Origin of the sequence: Alteromonas sp. NFXS44 (assembly GCF_040148705.1) — a bacterium.
Taxonomy (GTDB): Bacteria; Pseudomonadota; Gammaproteobacteria; order Enterobacterales; family Alteromonadaceae; genus Alteromonas.
On record NZ_JAGDEA010000001.1, the window covers coordinates 626,755 to 648,443 of the forward strand.

27 protein-coding genes are annotated in these 21,689 nt (G+C 48.2%); 20 read left to right on the forward strand and 7 right to left on the reverse strand.

All coding sequences use genetic code 11. From position 1 onward, the window contains the following. Positions 1–2: 2 nt before the first annotated feature. On the reverse strand, positions 3–758 hold the full coding sequence (locus J3369_RS02690; RefSeq protein ID WP_349583523.1) for a flagellar basal body L-ring protein FlgH: 756 nt from the start codon (positions 756–758) through the stop codon (positions 3–5). Between the two features lie 183 nt (positions 759–941). Here J3369_RS02690 and J3369_RS02695 point away from each other — a divergent pair, with 183 nt between their 5' ends. Continuing rightward, positions 942–1,769, forward strand: a complete 828-nt coding sequence (locus tag J3369_RS02695) for a hypothetical protein (RefSeq protein WP_349583526.1) — start codon at positions 942–944, stop codon at positions 1,767–1,769. Between the two features lie 52 nt (positions 1,770–1,821). On the opposite strand, the gene J3369_RS02700 is transcribed toward J3369_RS02695, so the two are convergent. Further along, a complete protein-coding gene (locus J3369_RS02700) occupies positions 1,822–4,044 on the reverse strand; it encodes a GspE/PulE family protein (RefSeq protein ID WP_349583716.1) in 2,223 nt (740 codons plus the stop codon). Positions 4,045–4,557: 513 nt separating this feature from the next. On the opposite strand from J3369_RS02700, the gene rpsJ reads away from it, so the two are divergent. From rpsJ to J3369_RS02760, 12 genes are all read left to right on the forward strand, one after another. Further along, positions 4,558–4,869, forward strand: a complete 312-nt coding sequence (gene rpsJ / locus J3369_RS02705) for a 30S ribosomal protein S10 (RefSeq protein ID WP_008845776.1) — start codon at positions 4,558–4,560, stop codon at positions 4,867–4,869. Between the two features lie 18 nt (positions 4,870–4,887). Beyond that, complete coding sequence (gene rplC, locus J3369_RS02710; protein WP_119499828.1) at positions 4,888–5,526, forward strand: 50S ribosomal protein L3; 639 nt, start codon at positions 4,888–4,890, stop codon at positions 5,524–5,526. A gap of 18 nt (positions 5,527–5,544) precedes the next feature. Continuing rightward, a complete protein-coding gene (gene rplD / locus J3369_RS02715; RefSeq protein ID WP_119499829.1) occupies positions 5,545–6,150 on the forward strand; it encodes a 50S ribosomal protein L4 in 606 nt (201 codons plus the stop codon). Beyond that, positions 6,147–6,446, forward strand: coding sequence for a 50S ribosomal protein L23 (gene rplW / locus J3369_RS02720; RefSeq protein WP_119499830.1), 300 nt, complete (start codon positions 6,147–6,149; stop codon positions 6,444–6,446). The genes rplD and rplW overlap by 4 nt, the downstream gene beginning before the upstream one ends. 14 nt (positions 6,447–6,460) lie before the next feature. After that, complete coding sequence (gene rplB, locus J3369_RS02725; RefSeq protein ID WP_119499831.1) at positions 6,461–7,285, forward strand: 50S ribosomal protein L2; 825 nt, start codon at positions 6,461–6,463, stop codon at positions 7,283–7,285. 15 nt (positions 7,286–7,300) lie between these two features. Then, entirely contained in the window at positions 7,301–7,576 is a 276-nt protein-coding gene (gene rpsS / locus J3369_RS02730; protein ID WP_119499832.1) for a 30S ribosomal protein S19, read from the forward strand. A 10-nt stretch (positions 7,577–7,586) separates the two neighbouring features. Further along, positions 7,587–7,919, forward strand: coding sequence for a 50S ribosomal protein L22 (gene rplV / locus J3369_RS02735; protein ID WP_119499833.1), 333 nt, complete (start codon positions 7,587–7,589; stop codon positions 7,917–7,919). A gap of 9 nt (positions 7,920–7,928) precedes the next feature. After that, entirely contained in the window at positions 7,929–8,633 is a 705-nt protein-coding gene (gene rpsC / locus J3369_RS02740) for a 30S ribosomal protein S3 (protein ID WP_119499834.1), read from the forward strand. A 3-nt stretch (positions 8,634–8,636) separates the two neighbouring features. After that, a complete protein-coding gene (rplP, locus tag J3369_RS02745; protein WP_349583532.1) occupies positions 8,637–9,050 on the forward strand; it encodes a 50S ribosomal protein L16 in 414 nt (137 codons plus the stop codon). Next, entirely contained in the window at positions 9,050–9,241 is a 192-nt protein-coding gene (gene rpmC / locus J3369_RS02750; protein ID WP_119499835.1) for a 50S ribosomal protein L29, read from the forward strand. Before rplP ends, rpmC begins: the two co-directional genes overlap by 1 nt. Further along, positions 9,241–9,498, forward strand: coding sequence for a 30S ribosomal protein S17 (gene rpsQ / locus J3369_RS02755; RefSeq protein WP_349583536.1), 258 nt, complete (start codon positions 9,241–9,243; stop codon positions 9,496–9,498). The genes rpmC and rpsQ overlap by 1 nt, the downstream gene beginning before the upstream one ends. A gap of 216 nt (positions 9,499–9,714) precedes the next feature. Further along, positions 9,715–11,592 carry a DUF885 domain-containing protein gene (locus tag J3369_RS02760; protein WP_349583538.1) on the forward strand — a complete coding sequence of 626 codons (1,878 nt, stop codon included), beginning with the start codon at positions 9,715–9,717 and terminating at the stop codon, positions 11,590–11,592. A 49-nt stretch (positions 11,593–11,641) separates the two neighbouring features. On the opposite strand, the gene J3369_RS02765 is transcribed toward J3369_RS02760, so the two are convergent. After that, positions 11,642–12,274 carry an MOSC domain-containing protein gene (locus J3369_RS02765; RefSeq protein ID WP_349583541.1) on the reverse strand — a complete coding sequence of 211 codons (633 nt, stop codon included), beginning with the start codon at positions 12,272–12,274 and terminating at the stop codon, positions 11,642–11,644. A 122-nt stretch (positions 12,275–12,396) separates the two neighbouring features. Here J3369_RS02765 and J3369_RS02770 point away from each other — a divergent pair, with 122 nt between their 5' ends. From J3369_RS02770 to dnaB, 5 genes are all read left to right on the forward strand, one after another. Then, entirely contained in the window at positions 12,397–12,963 is a 567-nt protein-coding gene (locus tag J3369_RS02770; RefSeq protein WP_349583544.1) for an RNA polymerase sigma factor, read from the forward strand. Continuing rightward, positions 12,956–13,480 (forward strand): hypothetical protein, encoded by a 525-nt coding sequence (locus J3369_RS02775; RefSeq protein ID WP_349583546.1) that lies wholly within the window; start codon positions 12,956–12,958, stop codon positions 13,478–13,480. The genes J3369_RS02770 and J3369_RS02775 overlap by 8 nt, the downstream gene beginning before the upstream one ends. A 14-nt stretch (positions 13,481–13,494) precedes the next feature. Continuing rightward, on the forward strand, positions 13,495–14,472 hold the full coding sequence (locus J3369_RS02780; protein ID WP_349583549.1) for a DUF4097 family beta strand repeat-containing protein: 978 nt from the start codon (positions 13,495–13,497) through the stop codon (positions 14,470–14,472). 154 nt (positions 14,473–14,626) lie between these two features. After that, the gene (locus J3369_RS02785) at positions 14,627–15,121 is read left to right on the forward strand and encodes a hypothetical protein (RefSeq protein ID WP_349583552.1); all 495 of its coding nucleotides are present in this window, start codon (positions 14,627–14,629) and stop codon (positions 15,119–15,121) included. 73 nt (positions 15,122–15,194) lie between these two features. Beyond that, positions 15,195–16,583 carry a replicative DNA helicase gene (gene dnaB, locus J3369_RS02790; RefSeq protein ID WP_119503267.1) on the forward strand — a complete coding sequence of 463 codons (1,389 nt, stop codon included), beginning with the start codon at positions 15,195–15,197 and terminating at the stop codon, positions 16,581–16,583. Between the two features lie 109 nt (positions 16,584–16,692). Here the strand turns inward: dnaB and J3369_RS02795 are convergent, their stop codons facing one another. From J3369_RS02795 to J3369_RS02810, 4 genes are all read right to left on the reverse strand, one after another. Next, on the reverse strand, positions 16,693–17,823 hold the full coding sequence (locus tag J3369_RS02795; RefSeq protein WP_349583555.1) for an OmpA family protein: 1,131 nt from the start codon (positions 17,821–17,823) through the stop codon (positions 16,693–16,695). A 108-nt stretch (positions 17,824–17,931) separates the two neighbouring features. Beyond that, the gene (locus J3369_RS02800; protein ID WP_349583558.1) at positions 17,932–18,366 is read right to left on the reverse strand and encodes a secondary thiamine-phosphate synthase enzyme YjbQ; all 435 of its coding nucleotides are present in this window, start codon (positions 18,364–18,366) and stop codon (positions 17,932–17,934) included. Beyond that, positions 18,356–18,820, reverse strand: a complete 465-nt coding sequence (locus tag J3369_RS02805; RefSeq protein ID WP_303575248.1) for a chemotaxis protein CheX — start codon at positions 18,818–18,820, stop codon at positions 18,356–18,358. Before J3369_RS02805 ends, J3369_RS02800 begins: the two co-directional genes overlap by 11 nt. Then, a complete protein-coding gene (locus tag J3369_RS02810) occupies positions 18,810–19,283 on the reverse strand; it encodes a transcriptional repressor (protein WP_119499844.1) in 474 nt (157 codons plus the stop codon). The genes J3369_RS02805 and J3369_RS02810 overlap by 11 nt, the downstream gene beginning before the upstream one ends. Before the next feature lie 212 nt (positions 19,284–19,495). Here J3369_RS02810 and nudC point away from each other — a divergent pair, with 212 nt between their 5' ends. Both nudC and hemE read left to right on the forward strand, forming a co-directional pair. After that, positions 19,496–20,329 (forward strand): NAD(+) diphosphatase, encoded by an 834-nt coding sequence (gene nudC, locus J3369_RS02815; protein WP_303575249.1) that lies wholly within the window; start codon positions 19,496–19,498, stop codon positions 20,327–20,329. Between the two features lie 265 nt (positions 20,330–20,594). Next, positions 20,595–21,686 carry a uroporphyrinogen decarboxylase gene (hemE, locus tag J3369_RS02820; protein ID WP_349583563.1) on the forward strand — a complete coding sequence of 364 codons (1,092 nt, stop codon included), beginning with the start codon at positions 20,595–20,597 and terminating at the stop codon, positions 21,684–21,686. Positions 21,687–21,689: the final 3 nt, after the last annotated feature.

Below are 21,689 nucleotides of genomic sequence, written 5' to 3' on the forward strand. Positions count from 1 at the left end.
AGCTACCCGAAAATAGAAAAGAGTTTGCTTAACAGGCTGCGTTTCTGATTATCCTGCAGCTCGCCTTTACCGCTGTATTCAATAAGTGCATTACCGACTTTTGCAGAGCTGACGGTATTGTTCACATCAATGTCTTTAGTCCTTACCTCGCCGGAAAAACGGATAAATTCCTTCCCCTGATTCATGGTGATCCACTTTTCACCGGCCACCACCAGGTTGTTGTTCGGGAGTACTTCTACCACGTAAACCGTGATCTTGCCCTCCAGGGTATTGGACTGGCTGGCATTAGCAGAGCTGTTAAATTCACCGCCCTGTTCATGGTCAACATTTAAATCGTCATCGCTGATGTGTATCGGACCTGCGTTCACAGTAAGCGGTTGGATCTGAAAGCTCGCGCTTTTGTCTTCATTGTAGTCGACAGACTTTTGCGAAGATGTTTGTTCGTCCAGTTCTATCAGCACCATATCGCCTACACGGAAGTTGTGATGCAGCTCGTACAAGCCCGCTGCATTGTCCGGGTCAAACAGCGAACCTGTGGGAACACGGACTACCGACACAGTCTGACTGCGCGGCGGACGGAAAGTGGCTTCCCCCTGGGAGACTTCCTGCTGACTGGTATCAATGGCGCGCTGTTTTACGTTCGGATTTGTCGGACTGGACGCCACCACTTCCTCTTCTTCAGACAGGGTTGTTGTGCAGCCTGCCAGAGCCAAATGTAAAGAAGCGAAAATCAGTAAATACTGGCATTGTAATTTCATAGCTGTTTAACCAAATGTGCTTGCTGTGCACGAAATTTATTATGTTTTATATGGAGTAAATGGCCGCCGTCCTTTGCGATTCGAAATAAATACTAACTGACAAACTCGTAAAAACACGCTGAAACCTGAGCGATTTGCGAAACCTTTACAATGTTGACAAATGCCTGCCGGGTAGGGGGATTTATGCGTATTTTCGATGCAATTGGCGATTATTTTACTACAGCAGATGAGTCTGCTCAGGCCGTTTCAGACGTGGCAACTGCTGCTGCGGAAGTGGTATCTGACAGTAACGGCTTTACAGCGATCCTGGCCATGCTCACATCCGCTGACGATGACACACAAACACAGGCGCAGGACGCGACGATTGCAGATATTCAGTCTCAGTTCACTTCTTCACTGGGGATCCCGGGGCTGGATGAAGACGTGCTGTCATCGCTGACATCAGACTCCGGGCTGGCAAAAATGCAGAATGCGTTTCTGGCAATGTTGCAGGCTGATTTACTATCTTCATCTGAGGCATCCTCTGAGGATACCGGAGAGACTGTGGTGTCAGATGCTGAGGCTGAAAGTTTTGCGCTGGCAGACGGAGAAACTGGCTGGGACAGCTTCATGAATGCTGCTTTCGGTGAAGACGGGGTTGACTGGAACGATGGCTTTGATGCGGTGAATCTGCTGCACCATATCCCTATTGTCGCCGATGTGTATCAGTCGGTATCGTCAACACATATCAGTGCGGTATCTGATTTGGCGGGCAGCTTTATGTACGGTGGTCCGGCTGGCCTGGCGTATTCTGCAGCGAACCTTACCGTGCAGGAGTTTACCGGCAGTTCGATTACCACAAACCTGTGGGAACTGGGTTACGACTGGTTGTTTAACCGTGACGTGACAGGCGGTAATGAGAGCTTAACTGAAGCCGTGGCCGGGGAAGGCGGCGAGGCTGTTGCCCATTCAGCTTATCAGTTTGCCAGACGGCAATTTGATGCTGATGCGGCGGAAGAAAGCGGCAACTGATTGCCGCTTTTTTGATTTTTAGCCGGTGAAGCCTGCCGGTATTGCTGAAATATTATTCGGCACCACTGACAATCTGAACCTGCGCCAGATCGGTGTCGCCCTTAATAACTTTATAAATCGCATCCTGCACCAGCGTGCGCATGCCATCTTTCATAGCCTGTTCTTTCATATCAGACACACTGCCTTCTTTATATATCAGACCACGAAGTTCAGGCGTCATCCCTAACAGTTCGTGAACGCCGGTACGGCCACGGTAACCTGTTCCGCCGCACTCTTCACAACCGTCTGCTTTGTGCAGCATCAGAGGGGAGGGCAGATCAAATTCGTTCAGGTAGCTCTCACCGTACTGACGTTTAATAAACGCAATGTCATTTTCCGATGCAGGATATTGTTGCTTACAGCTTTTACACAGGGTGCGGATAAGACGCTGGGCGAGAATTCCCACACAGGCATCGGAGAAGTTTACCGGGTCCAGACCTAAATCAAGCAGACGGGTTATTGTTTCCGGTGCTGAGTTGGTGTGCAGTGTGGATAGTACAAGGTGACCGGTGAGTGATGCTTCAATGCCGGCATGAGCCGTTTCTTTATCACGCATCTCACCGATAAGAATAATATCCGGGTCGGCCCGTAAGAATGCCCGCAATGCATTCGCAAAGGTAAATCCGATTTTCGGGCTTACCTGCACCTGTTGCAGACCAGCCTGGGTAATTTCCACCGGGTCTTCTGCTGTCCAAATTTTCTTTTCAGGGGTGTTCAGATAACCGAGTACGGCGTGCAACGTAGTAGTTTTACCTGAACCGGTGGGGCCCACTACCAGCAGAATACCGTGAGGCTTGCGGATCATGCTTTCCAGCCGGTTCATATTAGACGGAGCCAGGTTCATCTTATCGATGGGCATGGCGCCGCCGGAGGCAAGAATACGCATTACCACGCCTTCACCGGCCACAGTCGGAATGGTCGCTACCCGTACTTCAACCATCTGACCATTCATTCTGAAAGCCAGTTTTCCATCCTGCGGTACACGCTTCTCTGCGATATTCAGATTGGACAGAATTTTAATCCGCGCAATAACCGCACTGTGGTGAGACTGAGGTATCTGACTCATATCCCGGCACACACCGTCTATGCGCATGCGAACCCGTGTGGGACCGCCTTTTTCGGGGTCGACGTGAATATCGGAGGCATTCAGTCGTTTAGCATCATGCAGTACGCGGCTGACAAGACGGACAACTGCCGGTGCATCGTCCGACATCTCATCAATCTGGTCTTCGCCTTCGTCATCACCGGCGCTGATTTCATCGAGGATCTCACTCATTTCGCCGGGCGCACCACTGCCACCGCCTTCACCCAGGTATTGTAAAACCTGGTTAGGCAGCGCCACGGCGATTTCGTAACTGTCGATACCCATGGCACTTTCAATTTCCATGAGCAGGGCGGCGTTATTCGGCTCTGCCATCAGAACAATAGGGCGCTCGTGAACATCTGCAATCACGGCAACGAGGTTACGTTTCAGATAAGACAGGTTCAGGCGGCTGTCATTCTGGAACAGATGATACTTTTCCGGCAGATAAGAGATATAAGGAACCTGATAATGCACCGAAAGGGTATTACCGATATCATGTTCACGGATGCTGTGTTCTGACATAAGACGCTGCACAATCGTGCGCTGGTCGTTGGTACTGTTCAGCAGGTCTGTGAGCGCAGCGGGTGCTATCTGATTTTTATGCAGTAATAAGTCAAAGGGGTGATTAGTACCACCCAGCTCATAGCGGAACTTATTGCCGAGCAGCTCAGTAAGTTGTTTCGCGACGGTAAGGTCGTTGCCGTTGAACGGACCCGTCTGCTTATTAATAAGCTGCATGACACCGAGCAGTACGCCGGCATTCAAAACCGGTACGCAAAGAATGTTGTTGGTCCGGAAGTTACTGCTCTTATCGAATTTATCTGCAAAGCGCAGGCGGGGATGAATGCCTTCGAGTTCTTCTTTATTATAGGGATCTGCAATGACGATGGGGCGTTGGGCAAGTGCCACGTAACCGGCGATAGACAGCGGCGAGATGGGCACTTTAATTTCCTGCGTTGCTTTACCGGTTTTGAACCGTGCGACCAGATCCTGGTGCTGACGTCTGCGCTGGAAAATACTCATTCGCTGTGCATCGAACAACTCAAGAATGATCGGTTCGATTTCACTGAAAGCATCTAATAACGACGAGTGCTTCGCCAGAATCGTATTAATTTTATCAAAAGCGAGTTGCTGACTACTATTTCCAAGCATAAATAAGGTATCTGTCTGTGACTTATAATTCAAAAAGGCAGTGCTGCCCGGCACAACCCGGAACCGGTATACAAAGAAAAACCGGTACTTATATAAAGAGGTTTCACAATAACCCTTTATGACCAAAGCGGCAACTTGACCGTCAGACCAGAAGCGACATTTACGCTTTATTACAGTCAGACCCGCACCATTCCTTTCCGGTTCACACCCTGTTGAATAAAAATAGATCAGTTTTTCGCATTTGTGAGTTGCGCTTAACCGATAATTCTGTATAATTCGCGCCCACTTGCCCTGTACAACATGTAACAGGAGCATGGTTTCGGCCGCAGCTACACTGCTTTTAGGGTAGATGCCGAAGCTACAAAAGCGAGTAATCGGTGAAGTAGCGGGCGTGTCAGAAACAAAGAACAAGATTCCAATTGGGAATCACTGGTTTATACGCACATCTTTTCGTCCCATCAAAAGAGGGAATGAGAAGATGATTTTTTTGTTCTTTCGATTGGAGCTTAATCGATGCCAAATCAAAGAATTCGTATTCGTCTTAAAGCGTTTGATCACAAGTTGATCGATCAATCTACGGCTGAAATCGTAGAAACGGCGAAACGTACTGGTGCTCAGGTAAGCGGTCCTATTCCTCTGCCTACTCGCAAAGAACGCTATACAGTTCTGGTTTCTCCGCACGTTAATAAAGACGCGCGTGACCAATACGAAATCCGTACTCACAAGCGTTTGGTAGACATCATCGAGCCAACTGATAAAACAGTTGACGCGCTGATGCGTTTGGACTTGGCTGCTGGCGTTGATGTTCAAATCAGCCTGGGCTAATAAGAGAGGGTATTAACAATGGCGATTGGTCTAGTCGGTCGTAAAGTGGGTATGACCCGCATCTTCACTGAAGATGGCACGTCTATCCCTGTGACTGTTATTGAAGCGACCCCAAACCGTGTTACTCAGTTACGTACTGAAGAAACTGACGGTTATCGCGCTCTTCAGGTTACTGCTGGAACTAAGAAAGCGAACCGCGTAAACAAAGCTGAAGCAGGTCACTTTGCTAAAGCTGGCGTTGAAGCAGGCCGCACTCTGGTAGAATTCCGCCTGGAAGATAACGAAGGTGCCGAAATTGAAGTGGGCAGTGAAATCACTGTTGAAATCTTCAACGACACTAAAAAAATTGATGTAACTGGTACTTCTAAAGGTAAAGGTTTCCAAGGTGCAATCAAACGTTGGAACTTCAGTTCTCAGCGTATGACTCACGGTAACTCTTTGTCTCACCGTGCACCTGGTTCAATTGGTCAAAACCAATCACCTGGTAAAGTTTTCAAAGGTAAGAAAATGGCTGGTCAGCTTGGTAACAAGCAAGTGACTACCCAATCTTTGGAAGTAGTACGTGTTGACGTAGAAAATAACCTGATCCTGGTTAAAGGTGCCGTACCTGGCGCAACTGGCAACGATGTAATCGTAAAGCCAGCTGTTAAAGCGTAACGTCTGGGGAGTGAAGTGATGGAATTAACATTGAAAGATGCGCAAAGCGCTCTTGAAGTATCCGAAGCGACCTTTGGACGTGAATACAACGAAGCCCTGGTTCACCAGGTAGTTGTTGCCTACGGTGCAGGTTCTCGTCAGGGTACTAAAGCGCAAAAAACGCGTTCTGAAGTACGTGGTGGTGGTAAGAAGCCATGGCGTCAAAAAGGTACTGGCCGTGCACGTGCCGGTACAATCCGCAGCCCAATCTGGGTTGGTGGTGGCCGCGCATTTGCTGCTAAGCCTCGTGACTTTGATCAAAAAGTTAACAAAAAAATGTACCGCGGTGCTATCAAAAGCATCCTGTCTGAACTGATTCGTCAAGACCGTCTGGTTGTTGTTGAGAAGTTCGCAGTAGATGCGCCTAAAACTAAGGCTCTGGTAGCTAAGCTGAACGAACTGGAACTGAACGACGTTCTGATCGTAACTCCTGAAGTTGATGAGAACCTGTTCCTGTCTGCACGCAACCTGTACAAAGTTGATGTACGTGACGTTGCGGGTATTGACCCGGTCAGCCTGATCGCTTTTGAAAAAGTGCTGATTACTGCTGATGCAGTTAAACAGCTTGAGGAGGCGTTAGCATGAACGAAGAACGTCTACTGAAGGTGCTGAAAGCACCTCACGTTTCAGAAAAGTCTACAATGGCGGCTGAAGCCAGCAACACTGTTGTATTCAAAGTAGCTAAAGACGCGAACAAAGCTGAAATCAAAGCTGCAGTTGAAAAACTGTTTGAAGTTGAAGTAGCTGACGTACGCACTGTGAACGTTAAGGGTAAAACCAAGCGTCACGGCATGTCTTTCGGTAAGCGTAGCGACTGGAAAAAAGCGTATGTATCGCTTAAAGAAGGTCAGGACATCGACTTTGTCGGTGGCGCTGAATAAGAAGGGGATTAGAAATGCCATTAATGAAAGCTAAGCCAACTTCTGCCGGTCGTCGTCACGTTGTTCAGGTTGTTAACCCTGATCTGCACAAAGGTGCTCCTTATGCGCCTCTGTTAGACAAGAACAACAAGTCTGGCGGCCGTAATAACAATGGTCGTATTACCGTACGTCACATTGGCGGTGGTCACAAACAGCACTACCGTATCGTAGATTTCAAGCGTAACAAAGACGGCATCCCTGCCAAAATTGAGCGCTTAGAATATGATCCTAACCGTTCTGCAAACATTGCTCTGGTACTGTATGCAGACGGTGAGCGTAAGTACATCCTGGCACCTAAGGGCCTGCAAGCTGGTGACACTATCCAGTCTGGTTCTGATGCTGCAATTAAAGCAGGTAACGCCCTGCCTATGCGCAACATCCCTGTAGGTACAACAGTACACGCTATCGAAATGAAGCCTGGCAAAGGCGCGCAAATCGCTCGCTCTGCTGGTCAATACGCTCAGATCCTGGCACGTGAAGGTAACTACGTTACTTTACGTCTGCGTTCAGGTGAAATGCGTAAAGTATTGTCTGACTGCCGTGCAACAATCGGTGAAGTTGGCAATGCAGAACACATGCTGCGTTCACTGGGTAAAGCTGGTGCGACTCGCTGGCGTGGTGTTCGTCCTACAGTCCGTGGTGTTGTAATGAACCCGGTTGATCACCCGCACGGTGGTGGTGAAGGACGTACATCAGGTGGCCGTCACCCGGTTACTCCATGGGGTGTTCCTACTAAAGGTAAGAAAACCCGTAGCAACAAGCGTACTGATAAGCTTATCGTACGTCGTCGTAACAAGTAATAGCGAGGATTCACCATGCCACGTTCTCTCAAGAAAGGTCCATTTATCGACCTTCACTTGCTGAAGAAGGTAGAGGCTGCAGTGGAAGCGAACGACCGTAAACCAATTAAAACCTGGTCACGTCGTTCGATGATCATCCCAGATATGATTGGGTTGACCATTGCGGTCCATAACGGTCGCCAACATGTACCTGTCATCGTAAGTGACGAAATGGTCGGCCATAAGTTGGGCGAATTTGCGCCAACGCGTACTTACCGCGGCCATGTCGCGGACAAGAAAGCTAAACGTTAAGGGGTAGGAAATGGAAGCATTAGCTAAACATCGCTTTGCCCGCACGTCGGCTCAAAAAGCACGCTTGGTTGCGGATCAAATTCGCGGCCTGCACGTTGAAAAAGCTCTTGAAGTTTTAGCGTACAGCCCGAAGAAAAGCGCAGCATTAGTTAAGAAAGTACTGGAGTCTGCTATAGCTAACGCAGAGCATAACGAAGGTGCTGACATCGACGAGCTGAAAGTTGCGAAAATCTTCGTCGACGAAGGTCCAACGATGAAACGTATCAAGCCACGTGCCAAAGGCCGTGCCGATCGTATCTTTAAGCGCAGCAGCCACATCACTGTAGTTGTAGCGGATAACTAGGAGTAGAAAATGGGACAGAAGGTACATCCTACAGGTATACGCCTGGGTATCAGCAAACCATGGACTTCGACCTGGTACGCTAATACTGCAGACTATGCAGACAACCTGTATAACGATCATCAGGTACGTCAGTACCTGACTAAGCAGCTGAAAAACGCTTCACTTTCTAAAATCGTGATCGAGCGTCCTGCTAAGAGCATCCGTGTGACTATTCACACTGCTCGTCCGGGCGTTGTTATCGGTAAGAAAGGTGAAGACGTAGAAAAACTGCGTAATCACGTATCTAAGCTGGCCGGTGTGCCTGCTCAGATCAACATTGCAGAAGTACGCAAGCCAGAGCTGGATGCACAGTTAGTAGCTGACAGCATCTCTAGCCAGCTGGAGCGTCGTGTAATGTTCCGTCGCGCTATGAAGCGTGCGGTACAAAATGCAATGCGCCTTGGTGCCAAAGGTATCAAAGTAGAAGTTAGCGGCCGTCTGGGCGGTGCAGAGATTGCACGTTCTGAATGGTACCGCGAAGGCCGTGTTCCTCTGCACACTTTCCGTGCGGACATCGATTACGCGACTTCTGAAGCTTTAACTACCTACGGTATCATCGGTACTAAAGTTTGGATCTTCAAAGGTGAGGTTCTGGGCGGTCTGCCTACAAACCAGGAGCCGGCTGCGCCAGCTCAACCTAAGAAGAAAGGCCGCAACGCGAAGCGAGAGGGCTAAATCATGTTACAACCAAAACGCATGAAATTTCGTAAAATGCATAAAGGTCGTAACCGTGGTCTTGCTATTGCTGGTGGCAATGTAAGCTTCGGTACATATGGCCTGAAGGCAGTTGGTCGTGGTCGTATGACTGCGCGCCAAATCGAAGCAGCGCGTCGTGCTATGACTCGTCACGTTAAGCGTCAAGGTAAAATCTGGATTCGGGTTTTCCCTGACAAACCAATTACTCAGAAGCCTCTTGAAGTGCGTCAGGGTAAAGGTAAAGGTAACGTTGAGTACTGGGTATGCCAAATTCAACCTGGCCGTGTTCTGTACGAGATGGAAGGTGTTCCTGAGTCTCTGGCACGCGAAGCGTTTGAACTGGCAGCGGCTAAACTGCCATTTAAAACAACCTTTGTAACTCGGACGGTGATGTAATGAAAGCGACTGAACTGAAAGAAAAAAGCGTAGAAGAGCTGAACGCAGAGTTGTTAAACCTGCTACGCGAACAGTTCAACTTGCGCATGCAGCATTCAACTGGTCAGCTTGAAAAAACAGACCAGCTGAAGAAAGTGCGTCGTAACATCGCGCGTGTTAAAACCATTCTGACTCAAAAGGCTGATGCGTAATGACTGAGCAAAAAATTCGTACAGTACAAGGTCGTGTGGTTAGCAACAAAGGTGATAAGTCTATCACTGTTGTTGTTGAGCGTTTCGTTAAACACCCTATCTACGGGAAGTTCATCAAGCGTTCTAGTAAGCTTCACGCCCACGACGAAAGCAACGTTGCTAACGAAGGCGATACAGTCACTATCCGTGAGTGTCGTCCTGTTTCCAAGACTAAGACTTGGACACTGGTTGACGTTGTAGAAAAAGCTAGCATGTAATTGCTCGCTCTTTTCTTAAAAAAGCCCGGTTAATCCGGGCTTTTTTGTGCCTGCAATTTGCCATTCATAATTACTTACATACTCATCCGGCGTGAATCTTTGTTTAACGATATCCTTTGTGTTTTAAAATAGTGTTACTGTGCGTGTGCGAAAACACATATCTGCACTGACTTCACAGCGCAACAAGAAATAATAATGAATAACACGGAGACGGAAATGAAACCCAATATGAAAACCCTCGCAGGCTTTGCACTGAGCCTTGTAGCTGCATCTGTCATAGGATGTTCACCTGCCAGCGAAAAGACGCAGGAAACCACAGCCCATGTTGCAGCGGAACAAACCGCACAATCAGAAACAGAACGTCTGAATGCCTGGTTTGAAGAGCAGTATGAGAAACAGCTGCAAATGTCACCCATCACTTTAACCATGCGTGGTCGCAAAGAACGCTACGGTGAAATTGATGATGCATCAGAAAAGGCTGCTGAAGAGCGTTTTGCCATGCTGGAAGCAGCTGTTGAAGAAATGAAATCCACCTTCGATTACGACAAGCTGGATGATGCGTCAAAGATCTCATGGAATATCCTGGTTTACTCCTATGAACAGGATAAGCTGATGAAGCCTTTTGAGCGCCGTGAATATATCTTTAATCAGATGTTCGGCATGCACACCTCTCTTCCTACGGTATTGATTAACTATCATAAAGTGGAAAGCGAACAGGACTTAAAGGATTACGTAAGTCGTCTGGGTGAAACCGGACGGGCGATGGATCAGTTAATCGACCGCGCGCGCATCAATGCCGATGAAGGTGTGAAATCACCGTACTTTGCCTATCAGGGCGTCATTGAACAAAGTAAAGGCATTATCTCCGGAAAGCCCTTTGACGATTCTGAGAACGACAGCGCCCTGTATGCAGATTTTAAAGCCAAAGCACAATCTCTTGTCGACGCCGGTGAGCTGACACAGGAGCAGGCTGACGGTTACCTTAAAGACGCCGAAACCATGCTTACTACTAAGCTCGGGCCTGCATATCAAACGTTGATTGACTGGTTTGAAGCTGATCTGCCTTCGCTGGATAAGAGTGCTAAAGGTGTCTGGGCACTGCCGGACGGCGAAGCCTATTACAATGCCATGCTTGCACGCTCCACTACCACAGACATGACTGCGGATGAAATTCACGAACTGGGATTAGAAGAAGTCGCCCGTATTCGTAAGGAGATGGAAAAGGTAAAAGCAGAGCTTGGATTTGAAGGTTCTCTGCGTGAGATGTTTGATTACTTCCGTGAAGATAAAACCGATGAACGTCTCTATTACCCGAATACCGATGAGGGCCGTGAGGGTTATCTGAGTGATACCCGTACATACATCAACAACATGAAAGAAATGCTGCCTGATTACTTTGGCCGTCTTCCTAAGGCTGATCTTGTGGTGAAACGGGTTGAGCCTTTCCGCGAGCAACCGGGTGCTGCACAGCATTACTATCCCAGCTCTCCTGATGGTAAGACGCCGGGCGTTTACTACGTACACCTGATTGATATGACCATGATGCCAAAAAGCGAAATGGAAGCCATTGCATATCATGAGGGTGTACCAGGCCATCACATGCAAATTGCCATTGCCCAGGAACTGGAAGATATTCCCACATTCCGCACACAAATGTTCTTCACCAGCTATGTGGAAGGCTGGGCACTTTATGCAGAGCGTCTTGCCAGCGAAATGGGCGCTTACAAAGAGCCGGTAAATAACTTTGGTCGCCTGCATTCTGAAATGTGGCGTGCAATCCGTCTTGTTCTGGATACCGGAATTCACGCGAAAAAGTGGACAGAGCAACAGGCTGTAGACTATTTCATTGATAACTCGCCAATCTCTGAAGGTCAGGCGAAATCAGAAGTTCAGCGCTATTTTGTCATGCCGGGTCAGGCGACTGCTTACAAAATCGGTATGCTGAAAATTCTGGAGCTGCGAGAAAAAGCAAAAACTGCGCTGGGTGATAAGTTCGACATCCGCGGATTCCACGACCTGGTATTGGGTGGCGGTGCCGTGCCATTAAGCACGCTGGAGCTGATGGTAGACGACTGGATTAAATCTCAGTCTTAATGTTGCCAGAGGTTGTTCAGGGGCGTTCCCCTGAACAACCTGCTTCATACTATTGTCCGCGTTTAATTACGCGTTCGCATTTTCCCTTCCACTCATCGTCCAGTACATCCAGTTGCATATACTCTGCTGCTTTTTCAGGATTGCCCTTGTCATAAACGGCCGTCATTAAATCAGCAACGCTGACCGTTTTATCTGCTCTGGAAATCAGCTTTACTTCATCGCCGGCTTTCAATGTGCCTGTTTCAATCACGCGGAAATACCAGCCGGTAATGCCTTCATTTCCGACGAAGCGATCAAGGTTCTTTATATCGAAGCGTTGGGAAATTTTATTACAGGGCGCGCGGGGTGCACCAACCTGTACAACTATCTCACCCATCTGCCAGACGTCTCCGATGAATACGTTAGTGTCGTCCATGCCTTCGACTATCAGGTTTTCGCCAATGGTGCCCGGGACAAAGTTACCCTCAGGAAACGCTTCTGATAAACGTTCATAACCACGGTGACTGAATTGATGGAGCACTTTCTCCGGACCACCGTGCAGCTTTTTATTACCCTGTTCGTCTTCCTCAGTACCCGACATCAGTACAGTGAGAAAAGGAACGGGTTGTTTCTGAATGGCGCTGGGCGCTCCCCGCGGACCAAAGGGGACCGGTTTAGCTGCGTATAAAGCTTCGATATGCATGATAGTTTCCACAACAGAGAAGGGTTAGCGTGTTACTTTAAAAAAAACTGCAGCGTATTTAAACCTTTTACATGTCGTCTGCGACTAACCTGAAAACACACCGGATAAAACGGAATATGGACATGGCAGAGTCTGAAACGGAAGTACACTCCCGTTCAGAACAACAACAATCAAACAGACTCGTTGCTTCGGCTGTAGCCGGCGATCGTGATGCCTATCGTCACATCTACGAAACACACGTGAACCGGGTTTACGCTCTTTGCTACCGGCTAACGGGAGACAAGTCGCTGGCTGAAGATGCGACACAGGAAGTCTTTATCCAGGTATGGCGGAAGCTCGGTAATTATCAGGGACAGAGCCTGTTCAGTACCTGGCTGCACAGTGTAACCGCGAATGTGACAATCAGTTATATGCGTAAGCAAAAAAGCTGGATGCGGCGGCTATTCGATACCACTGAGCAAATTGACAACGAGGCCGGTGCAGCATCATGCAGCAGCGAGGTGGATCTGGAACGGTATATCCGGCAATTGCCGGAGCGGGCGCGGGTAGTGTTTGTATTGCATGCCATAGAAGGTTACAGGCACGACGATATCGCCGTAATGCTGAATATTGCACAGGGCACGAGTAAAGCGCAGTTTCACCGTGCTCGGCAGCTATTAGAAGCGTGGATGGGAGAGAGTGATGTCTGATAAAGGGTCTGAACTTAATAAAGCGCTTGAGCGCCTGCCACAGGAAATGAAACCTGAGCGTGATCTGTGGACCGGCATTGCGCTTTCTATCGAAGCCGGAGAAATGGAAAAGCAGGAAAGCGCTGGTAAGAAGGTACCAGTGACCCGTTTGCGGTATATGGCGATGGCCGCCAGCCTTTTACTGGTGACCTCCCTGTTTATCTTTATCAAGCCTTCTGAGTATTTCGGCAATGACAGCGGCGCCGGAGATGCCCGGGGACAGGCTCTGGTAAATGTACTGAGCCGGCAACACGAACAGCAAAAACAACAACTGCTGGTGCGTTTTAAGGATCAGATAGCAGTCACTGACGACTGGCAGACACAAATTCAGGAACTTGAAGATGCGGCAGCAGCAGTAAAGCTTGCTCTGAAGCAGGATCCTGACAATACAGCGTTACTGGGTATGCTGCAGCATATTTATCAACAACAACTGTTACTGATTGAGCGGGTGCACGCGCCCAAATGGCAACAAATTTGATTTAAGGACCGACAATGCGGTTAATTCAACATTTACACCCCACAATTAAACAAACATTTATGTTAGCGGTAATACCGGCAATCAGTTTCAATGCAATGGCCGGACAAAAGGTGGATAAAACACTTACCACTTCCGCATCGCCGATTGTTGAAATAGAGCACGTGGCAGGCAAGGCAACGATCACCGGCTGGGATAAAAACGAGGTGAAAGTGACCGGTGAATTAGGCGACCGGACAGAAGCGTTTATCTTTGAGAAAAAAGGCGATGACGTCATTCTGAAGGTAGAAACAAACCACCGTAAAATTGACTGGCGGGATAAAAATCCGGGCGACGGTGATGATTTAACTATTTTTGTACCGGCTAAATCCGGTTTGTCTTACACCGCCGTTGTGGCGGATGTGGAAGCCAGCGGGCTGACTAATTCTGTTCAGTTTGATGTGGTCAACGGGGATATCGATGTGTCGGACCTGGCCGGTAAGGTGAAACTGGAATCAGTAAACGGAGATATTAAGCTGGATAATGTTTCCGGGTTGCTTCAGGTCGAAACCGTCAATGGCAACATTACCGGCAACCATGAAGGGGATAAAAGCACGCGGATCATCACGGTTAACGGTGATATTAAACTGAAAACGTCCAGCCCTGATGTGCAACTGGAATCCGTGAATGGCGATGCCAAACTGGAACTGTCTGAAATTGACGTGCTTTCTCTCACTACAGTAAACGGCGATATCACTGCCAGTTTAACGCTGGCGGAGAAAGGGGATGTGGATGCCTCGTCAGTTGGCGGAACACTGCATCTTAAAATGCAGAAAGGTGTGTCTGCGAGGGTAGAAATGCAGGCACATGCCGGTGGTGATATCGTGAACAGGCTCACTGCAGACAAACCATCTTCAGCGAAATATGGTCCGAATGAATGGCTGGAATTTACGGCAAACGGGGGCAGAGCCACAATAGAAATGTCTACGGTTCATGGAGAACTCATTGTTGAGTAAAGGCTGTGATGTTATTTTTATGTAAATAAACTGAACGAATCCTCTGGCTAAAAGACTAACTATCCGGAAACGACGATAAGCCGCAGGTAATGTGGCTTGTCGTTGAACTTTATACCCCCATATTCGTATACGTATGAAAATTATGGAGAAGTAGATGACAGCGCGTCTATTAAGCGCAAGAGGATGGTCACCGGTAGCCTGGTTTACAGCCTTATTTTTAACTGCAGGCTCAGTGCTGATGAGTTGTGCCGTGAAGGAACCTGCCAGTGTGGAAGGTACCTGGGTAATCACCTCGTCAGTAACACCTGGCATTAGTGCTATGTTACCTGAGCAGGCGGAAATGTGGCTGGGTCAGTCGTTTCAGTACACCCCCGATAACGTGATCCTGGGGCAAACGCAGTGTGGTCCTGCTGAATGGAAAGAAACCTCTCTGTCCAGCGATGATTTTGTTCGCGAATATCATGTATCGTTTGAAAGACTCGGCATTGTCGCCAATCGTGTAGCCCGTTTCGATGTCAGTTGCCACGGGGAACATGTACCCGGCCAGTCAGTACTGGTTGCCGGTAAAGACAAAGCCTTTACTCTGTGGGACGGTGTTTTCTTTAAAATGGAAAAAGCCGGACCTGACCCGCAACAATTCGCCGGATAAAAGGCCCTCAGGCATTGCTTTTCGCTCTGATTCACGGAAAATATCAGATCCCTGATTTTTGGATGTGCGTATTGTGAAAGCTGTTTCCACCTCAAAAGACAAAAATGTCGAAAAGCTGAAAGTACCGCCGCACAGCATCGAAGCTGAACAAGCGGTGCTGGGCAGTATGCTTATCGATCGTGAGAGCTGGGATAAAGTCGCAGAGCTGGTTACAGACGCAGATTTTTATAATCATTCCCACCAGGTCATATTCAAAGTTATTCTGAAATTGCTGGGCGAAAGTCAGCCTGTGGATTTGATCACTGTTTCAGAAGCTCTGGAACACCGCAATGAGTTAGAAGACGCCGGTGGTTTCGCTTACCTTGCTGAGCTTGCCAAAAATACCCCCAGTTCTGCCAACGTGACGTCCTATGCGAAAATTGTCAGTGAACGGGCAATTACCCGGGAGCTCATTGGTGTAGCCCACGAAATTGCAGAAGTGGGATACAACCCGGAAGGACGGGACAGTGCTGATATTCTCGATATGGCCGAGAGTAAAGTATTTGAAATCGCTGAGAAGCGTACCGGTGAAAATGAAGGCCCCCGTGATGTTGACTCCGTACTGGATAAGACCATCAAGCGGCTTGAGTCGCTGATTGAAACCAGTAAAGAAGTGACCGGGGTAACCACAGGTTTCAGTGATCTGGATAAGAAGACCAGCGGATTGCAGCCCTCCGACTTAATCATTGTCGCGGCCCGTCCTTCGATGGGTAAAACCACATTTGCCATGAACTTATGTGAAAACGCTATGATGGCTGAAACAAAACCTGTACTGGTTTTCAGTCTTGAGATGCCGTCGGAACAAATTATGATGCGTATGCTCGCATCACTCAGCCGTGTTGACCAAACCCGTATCCGTACAGCACAGCTGGACGATCAGGAGTGGGCCAGGGTATCCAATACAATGGCTATGCTGAAAGACAAAGATAACCTGTTTATTGATGACTCCTCCGGTCTGACACCCATGGATGTACGTTCCCGTGCCCGTAAGCTGGCCAGAGAGCGCGGGGGGATCAGTCTTATCATGGTGGATTACCTTCAGCTTATGCGTGTACCTTCGTTAAGTGATAACCGTACGTTGGAGATTGCTGAAATCTCCCGCTCACTGAAAGCGCTGGCAAAAGAACTGGAAGTGCCGGTTGTGGCATTGTCACAGCTGAACCGTAGTTTGGAGCAACGTGCTGATAAGCGGCCGGTGAACTCTGACTTGCGTGAATCCGGTTCAATCGAGCAGGATGCCGACTTAATCATGTTTATTTACCGTGATGAGGTGTATCACGAGAACAGTGAGTATAAAGGTATTGCTGAGATCATCATCGGTAAGCAAAGAAACGGCCCAATCGGAACAAGCCGGTTAACCTTCCAGGGACAGTTCTCCCGTTTTGATAACTATGCCGGTCCGGCATTTGATGACGAGTATTAATCAGCCCGGCGAAAGGTGAGTGCGTACCGGAAATGCTTAATTGCTTTGCCAGATAAACAGACACAAAAAAGGCGCCCTAAGGCGCCTTTTGCATATCTGATTTGTTGAATTAACGCTTTTCAGGTACTTCAACAATCGCTGTTACGCGAATAGAGATACGACGGTTTACACGGTTAGCTTCTGCAGAGCTACCTTCCATCAGCAGTTCTGATTCACCGAAACCTTCAGTGCTCAGACGTGATGCATCGATACCATATTCGTTAACCAGTACATTTTTGAATGCTTCAGCACGACGCTCAGACAGCTCCATGTTGTAGCTTTCGGTACCTGGTGCAGATGCGTGGCCTTCGATTACCGCTTCAGTTTTACCGTAGCGCTTGAAGAAAGCAACGAAGTCTTCGATGTCAGCAGAGTGAGGTTCTGCAACTTCAGCACTTTCGTTTGCGAACAGTACACGCAGGTTGTGCGTTACTTCTTCTTTATCAAATACAGTACAACCGTCAGAATCAACTTTGTCGTTCATTGGTGTGTCAGGGCACAGATCTTTACCATCTGCTACGCCGTCTTTATCGCTGTCCGCGATAACAGCACAACCTTTAGAATCAACTTGCGTACCGGCAGGCGTGTTAGGGCACTGATCCATGCTGTTCAGTACGCCGTCATTGTCGCTGTCGCCGTCTACAACAGGCGCTGGCTTGCTGTAACTTGAAGTTTTAGACTGGCCAAACGGGAATGCCAGACCTACTTTTACACTGTAATCGTAGTAAGAATCATCAAAATCACGGTAAGCAGCGATTTCAGTTGTCAACTTAACGTCGTCATTGATGTCCCAGTGTTTACCAATACCAACATTGGCAAGGTTGTAGTTTTCGTCTAACAGCTGGCGCTTAACACCACCGAATACGTACCACAGGTCGTCTGGCAGGAAGTATAAAGCGTCAACACCGAACATGTGACCAGAGATGCTATCTTTTGAACCCAGCACTTGTTGGTAGTCTAAATCCAAAACAGTATATTCACCACGCACCGCCCAGCTCTCGTCGAAACGCCAGCCGTATTCAAAACCGAAACCAAAACCGTCGTCCATCAGATCCGGTGCTGGCTTAGTTTCTTCCGTGTTGTAATACATACCATGCAGCCCTAACCAGCTGTCGAATGGCTTGCCATCTTCCTGAGCTGCTACGTTCGCAGATGCTGCAACAGCAAAAGCAAGAGCAGTAAATTTAAAAGTTTTGTTCATTTTCACATCCTGTATAACGTTGAGTGATTAGTAAAATCGGGTGGATGATAGCTCTTAGCACACGCCGTGCCAATAGACAAAAGAGCATAAAATAGATAATAACTAATATTATCGCCAAATTCCTTGCAGAGTGGCTATGATGCGCCGGTTGCCACCAGAATTGCGATGTTCGCCTAAAATTATGCCTTGCCAGGTGCCAAGTTGTAACTCCCCGTTTTTAACGGGAATTGTTACCTCACATCCTAATAAACTGGACTTAATATGTGCGGGCATATCATCACTTCCTTCATAGGTGTGTGTAAAATATGCCGTGCTTTCCTGTACAGTATGATTAAACCACGCTTCCAGATCACTTCTTACCGACGGATCTGCATTTTCATTGATAGTCAGACTAGCACTGGTGTGCTGTAACCAGAGGTGCAATTGCCCAATCTTTACATTGTGAAGTTCAGGCAGGGCGCGCTCTACGTGGGAGGTGATCAAATGAAAACCCCGCCTGAAAGCGGGGATAGAGAATTCCTGCTGATGCCAGTTACTTGTCAAAGCAGATTTCCATATGCGCCAGGCCCGCATCACACATAAATGGCATTATCAGTTTCGAACCGTCTACCTGATGGCTGATAGTGTGTTGCTTTCCGGATACGACGATAGGCGTAGCCATACCAAAATCGAAACCTTTTTCAGCTAATTCACGCTTTGCGTTACCGCAAATCATGTTGGTTACTTCACCCACCATGTCGCCAACTTCCGCATCCAGTTTCTCCGGACGCTCACCCACCATACGCTCCATAATGGTCAGCGCGAGACCTTCATCAAACGTAATCGACATTGACCCTTTTACCTGCGGGCCCACCATGCCAATTAACCCTGAGACATCACCCTGAGCAACATCGCTTTGTTTTCTCTTGGGTTTTCCTGGCTTTAACGTGGTTTGTGCCATGGTTTCCATGACATTCAGTAAACCATTGATGAAAGGATTAACAAACTCAACATTCATGATTTTTTTCCTCAAGCTCCGCACTTTCTGCATCCTGACAATCTGCACAAAGGCCGTGAGCTTCAATTGTTTGCTTTGATACTTTGAATCCGTGCTGTTTTGCCTGACTGTCCAGCGTTTCCTGCAGCCCTTCTGACTGTATCTCGGCAACATCACCGCAACTGTCGCAAATTAGGAACTGTACCGGATGGTGACAACCAAAATGATGACATGCAACAAAAGCATTGGTCGATTCCAGCCGGTGAATGAAACCGAATTCCAGCAGAAAATCCAGTGCACGGTACACCGTGGCCGGTTTTGCGCTCGATTCCGTTTCCTTGAGGGCATCAAGTAATTCATACGCCCCCATAGGCCCGTGTTTACCCAACAAGATTTCATATACTTTTTCCCGCAGAGGGGTGAATCTTGCTCCCCGTTGTTCACAATAGGCACGGGCTTTATTAATGAGGGTAGTACTATTCATGATGTTTTACCGGCAAACGTCTGATTTTTTTTGTCTGGTGATCATGCGATTAAACAGCAGACTGCGTTCAATGCATCTGATTTCTATTCTCAGTATAACATTGGCCCGTACCTTAACAATGATATCGCGGTGAGTGAAATGCATTTACTGTAAATTGTTGTGTAAAAAAACTAAACTGGGCGGCATTCTCAGCTCCCACCGGGGTATGTTCAATGATCAAAGCGGTATCTGACCGGCAGTTGCAATCTGCTCAGGCACACTGGCTGATATTCAGCCGCGATAAAATACTCGTTCCTAAATCCACTACATCACTTTATCTGGGCGGCTGGTCTGCACTGGAATTTATTGCTCATCATCAGGCCAGCATTGTGGAGCTGCCGCCGCTTTCAGAACATCATGCTGTGGGCGCGCCTGTCTACATTATTGATACGGGGGCAGAGCACATTGAACAGGATGACTGGGAACTGACATCTCTGCGCACCTTACTGGCGGCTGGTACTGATGAGCAATTTAATGTTCTGGCCAGAGCCTGGCAGTATGTGCATTTTCTGCGCACACATCGCTATTGCGGTCAGTGCGGGGCTAAGATGGAACAGGTTGACTGGGAAATGGCGATGCAGTGCCATCAGTGCAAGCACCGTGTCTATCCCCGCATCTCGCCTTGCATTATTGTTGCTATTTACCGGCAGAATCAGATTTTGCTGGCTAAAGGGGTGAGGCATAAAGATACCAATATGTATTCCACCATCGCCGGTTTTGTCGAAAGTGGTGAGAGCCTCGAGCAGGCGGTACACAGGGAAGTCGAAGAGGAAGTGGGCGTAAAGGTAAAAAATCTCACTTACTTCGACAGTCAGCCCTGGCCATTCCCCCACTCATTAATGATGGGTTATCTGGCAGAATATGAAAGTGGTGAGATTGTGCCCGAAGAGGGAGAAATCGTGGATGCGCAGTGGTTCGATATTGACGCACTGCCGGACATTCCGCCCAAATTATCTATTGCAGGTCGTCTTATTGAGGCGGTGCTGAATAAACACAAAGGCAGTTAACAGATAATAAAAAGCCCCGCGATGCGGGGCCTCAGGATTGTGCGTCGGTCCCTTTTAATGATGTTAAACAAAATTAAAGGGCTTCTTTATGTTGTGTCTATTATTATCGACATGTACTTAAGTAGCAAGACTAAAGTCTTATACTTTTGGTTATTTTTATGCCATTTGGTGTCAAAAACTGTGATTACTTGATCTGTGACCGCCGTTTCAACCTTATTTATTGCTATACTCCCGCCAGAATCAGTATTGAAAACAGAGGAAATGCATGACGGCTAACAGCCCTTCCACAGCGCGTCCGGCGCTGAAAAATGACAGATATCTACGCGCATTGCTGAAGCAACCTGTTGATGTAACGCCGGTTTGGATGATGCGACAGGCCGGTCGTTATTTGCCTGAATATAAAGCAACCCGTGCTGAAGCCGGTGACTTTATGTCGTTATGCAAAAACGCAGAACTGGCTTGTGAAGTGACTTTACAACCCCTGCGTCGCTTTCCTCTGGATGCTGCGATTTTATTTTCAGATATCCTGACGATTCCTGATGCAATGGGATTAGGTCTGTATTTCGAAACCGGAGAAGGTCCGCGTTTTAAAAATCCGGTTACATCAAAAGCGGATGTGGACAAAATTGGTATTCCTGATCCCGAAGGGGAGCTTCAGTATGTGATGAATGCTGTGCGCACCATCCGCAGAGAATTAAAAGGTGAAGTACCGCTTATCGGTTTCTCAGGCAGTCCCTGGACGCTGGCTACCTATATGGTAGAAGGCGGATCAAGCAAGGCATTCACGAAAATTAAGAAAATGGCATTCGCAGAGCCTGCGACACTGCATGCGCTGCTGGGCAAGCTTGCCGACTCTGTCACCAGTTATCTGAATGCACAGATTGCTGCGGGCGCGCAGTCAGTGATGATTTTCGATACCTGGGGTGGTGTACTTTCTCCGCGGGATTACAAAGAATTTTCTCTTCAGTATATGGCGCGTATTGTCGAAGGGCTGACCCGTGAAAGTGAAGGGCGCCGGGTGCCGGTGACTCTGTTTACCAAAAACGGTGGCATGTGGCTGGAAGCAATTGCTGCGACAGGTTGTGATGCAGTCGGTCTGGACTGGACAATTGATATTGCAGATGCCAAAGCCCGCGTGGGGGATAAAGTCGCGTTGCAGGGCAATATGGATCCGTCCATGCTGTACGCGCCACCTGCGCGTATTGAAGAGGAAGTGGCGGGCATTCTGGCCGGCTTCGGTGAAGGCTCAGGGCATGTGTTTAATTTAGGCCATGGTATCCATCTGGACGTGCCGCCTGAGCATGCCGGCGTTTTTGTTGATGCGGTTCACCGTCTGAGTCGTCAGTACCACAAATAAAAA

Excerpts from the sequence above, each read along its gene's own strand:
- J3369_RS02690 (WP_349583523.1), bottom strand. The coding sequence starts at position 758 with ATGAAATTACAATGCCAGTATTTACTGATTTTCGCTTCTTTACATTTG.
- J3369_RS02695 (WP_349583526.1), top strand. The coding sequence starts at position 942 with ATGCGTATTTTCGATGCAATTGGCGATTATTTTACTACAGCAGATGAG.
- J3369_RS02700 (WP_349583716.1), bottom strand. The coding sequence starts at position 4,044 with ATGCTTGGAAATAGTAGTCAGCAACTCGCTTTTGATAAAATTAATACG.
- rpsJ (WP_008845776.1), top strand. The coding sequence starts at position 4,558 with ATGCCAAATCAAAGAATTCGTATTCGTCTTAAAGCGTTTGATCACAAG.
- rplC (WP_119499828.1), top strand. The coding sequence starts at position 4,888 with ATGGCGATTGGTCTAGTCGGTCGTAAAGTGGGTATGACCCGCATCTTC.
- rplD (WP_119499829.1), top strand. The coding sequence starts at position 5,545 with ATGGAATTAACATTGAAAGATGCGCAAAGCGCTCTTGAAGTATCCGAA.
- rplW (WP_119499830.1), top strand. The coding sequence starts at position 6,147 with ATGAACGAAGAACGTCTACTGAAGGTGCTGAAAGCACCTCACGTTTCA.
- rplB (WP_119499831.1), top strand. The coding sequence starts at position 6,461 with ATGCCATTAATGAAAGCTAAGCCAACTTCTGCCGGTCGTCGTCACGTT.
- rpsS (WP_119499832.1), top strand. The coding sequence starts at position 7,301 with ATGCCACGTTCTCTCAAGAAAGGTCCATTTATCGACCTTCACTTGCTG.
- rplV (WP_119499833.1), top strand. The coding sequence starts at position 7,587 with ATGGAAGCATTAGCTAAACATCGCTTTGCCCGCACGTCGGCTCAAAAA.
- rpsC (WP_119499834.1), top strand. The coding sequence starts at position 7,929 with ATGGGACAGAAGGTACATCCTACAGGTATACGCCTGGGTATCAGCAAA.
- rplP (WP_349583532.1), top strand. The coding sequence starts at position 8,637 with ATGTTACAACCAAAACGCATGAAATTTCGTAAAATGCATAAAGGTCGT.
- rpmC (WP_119499835.1), top strand. The coding sequence starts at position 9,050 with ATGAAAGCGACTGAACTGAAAGAAAAAAGCGTAGAAGAGCTGAACGCA.
- rpsQ (WP_349583536.1), top strand. The coding sequence starts at position 9,241 with ATGACTGAGCAAAAAATTCGTACAGTACAAGGTCGTGTGGTTAGCAAC.
- J3369_RS02760 (WP_349583538.1), top strand. The coding sequence starts at position 9,715 with ATGAAACCCAATATGAAAACCCTCGCAGGCTTTGCACTGAGCCTTGTA.
- J3369_RS02765 (WP_349583541.1), bottom strand. The coding sequence starts at position 12,274 with ATGCATATCGAAGCTTTATACGCAGCTAAACCGGTCCCCTTTGGTCCG.
- J3369_RS02770 (WP_349583544.1), top strand. The coding sequence starts at position 12,397 with ATGGCAGAGTCTGAAACGGAAGTACACTCCCGTTCAGAACAACAACAA.
- J3369_RS02775 (WP_349583546.1), top strand. The coding sequence starts at position 12,956 with ATGTCTGATAAAGGGTCTGAACTTAATAAAGCGCTTGAGCGCCTGCCA.
- J3369_RS02780 (WP_349583549.1), top strand. The coding sequence starts at position 13,495 with ATGCGGTTAATTCAACATTTACACCCCACAATTAAACAAACATTTATG.
- J3369_RS02785 (WP_349583552.1), top strand. The coding sequence starts at position 14,627 with ATGACAGCGCGTCTATTAAGCGCAAGAGGATGGTCACCGGTAGCCTGG.
- J3369_RS02795 (WP_349583555.1), bottom strand. The coding sequence starts at position 17,823 with ATGAACAAAACTTTTAAATTTACTGCTCTTGCTTTTGCTGTTGCAGCA.
- J3369_RS02805 (WP_303575248.1), bottom strand. The coding sequence starts at position 18,820 with ATGAATGTTGAGTTTGTTAATCCTTTCATCAATGGTTTACTGAATGTC.
- J3369_RS02810 (WP_119499844.1), bottom strand. The coding sequence starts at position 19,283 with ATGAATAGTACTACCCTCATTAATAAAGCCCGTGCCTATTGTGAACAA.
- nudC (WP_303575249.1), top strand. The coding sequence starts at position 19,496 with ATGATCAAAGCGGTATCTGACCGGCAGTTGCAATCTGCTCAGGCACAC.
- hemE (WP_349583563.1), top strand. The coding sequence starts at position 20,595 with ATGACGGCTAACAGCCCTTCCACAGCGCGTCCGGCGCTGAAAAATGAC.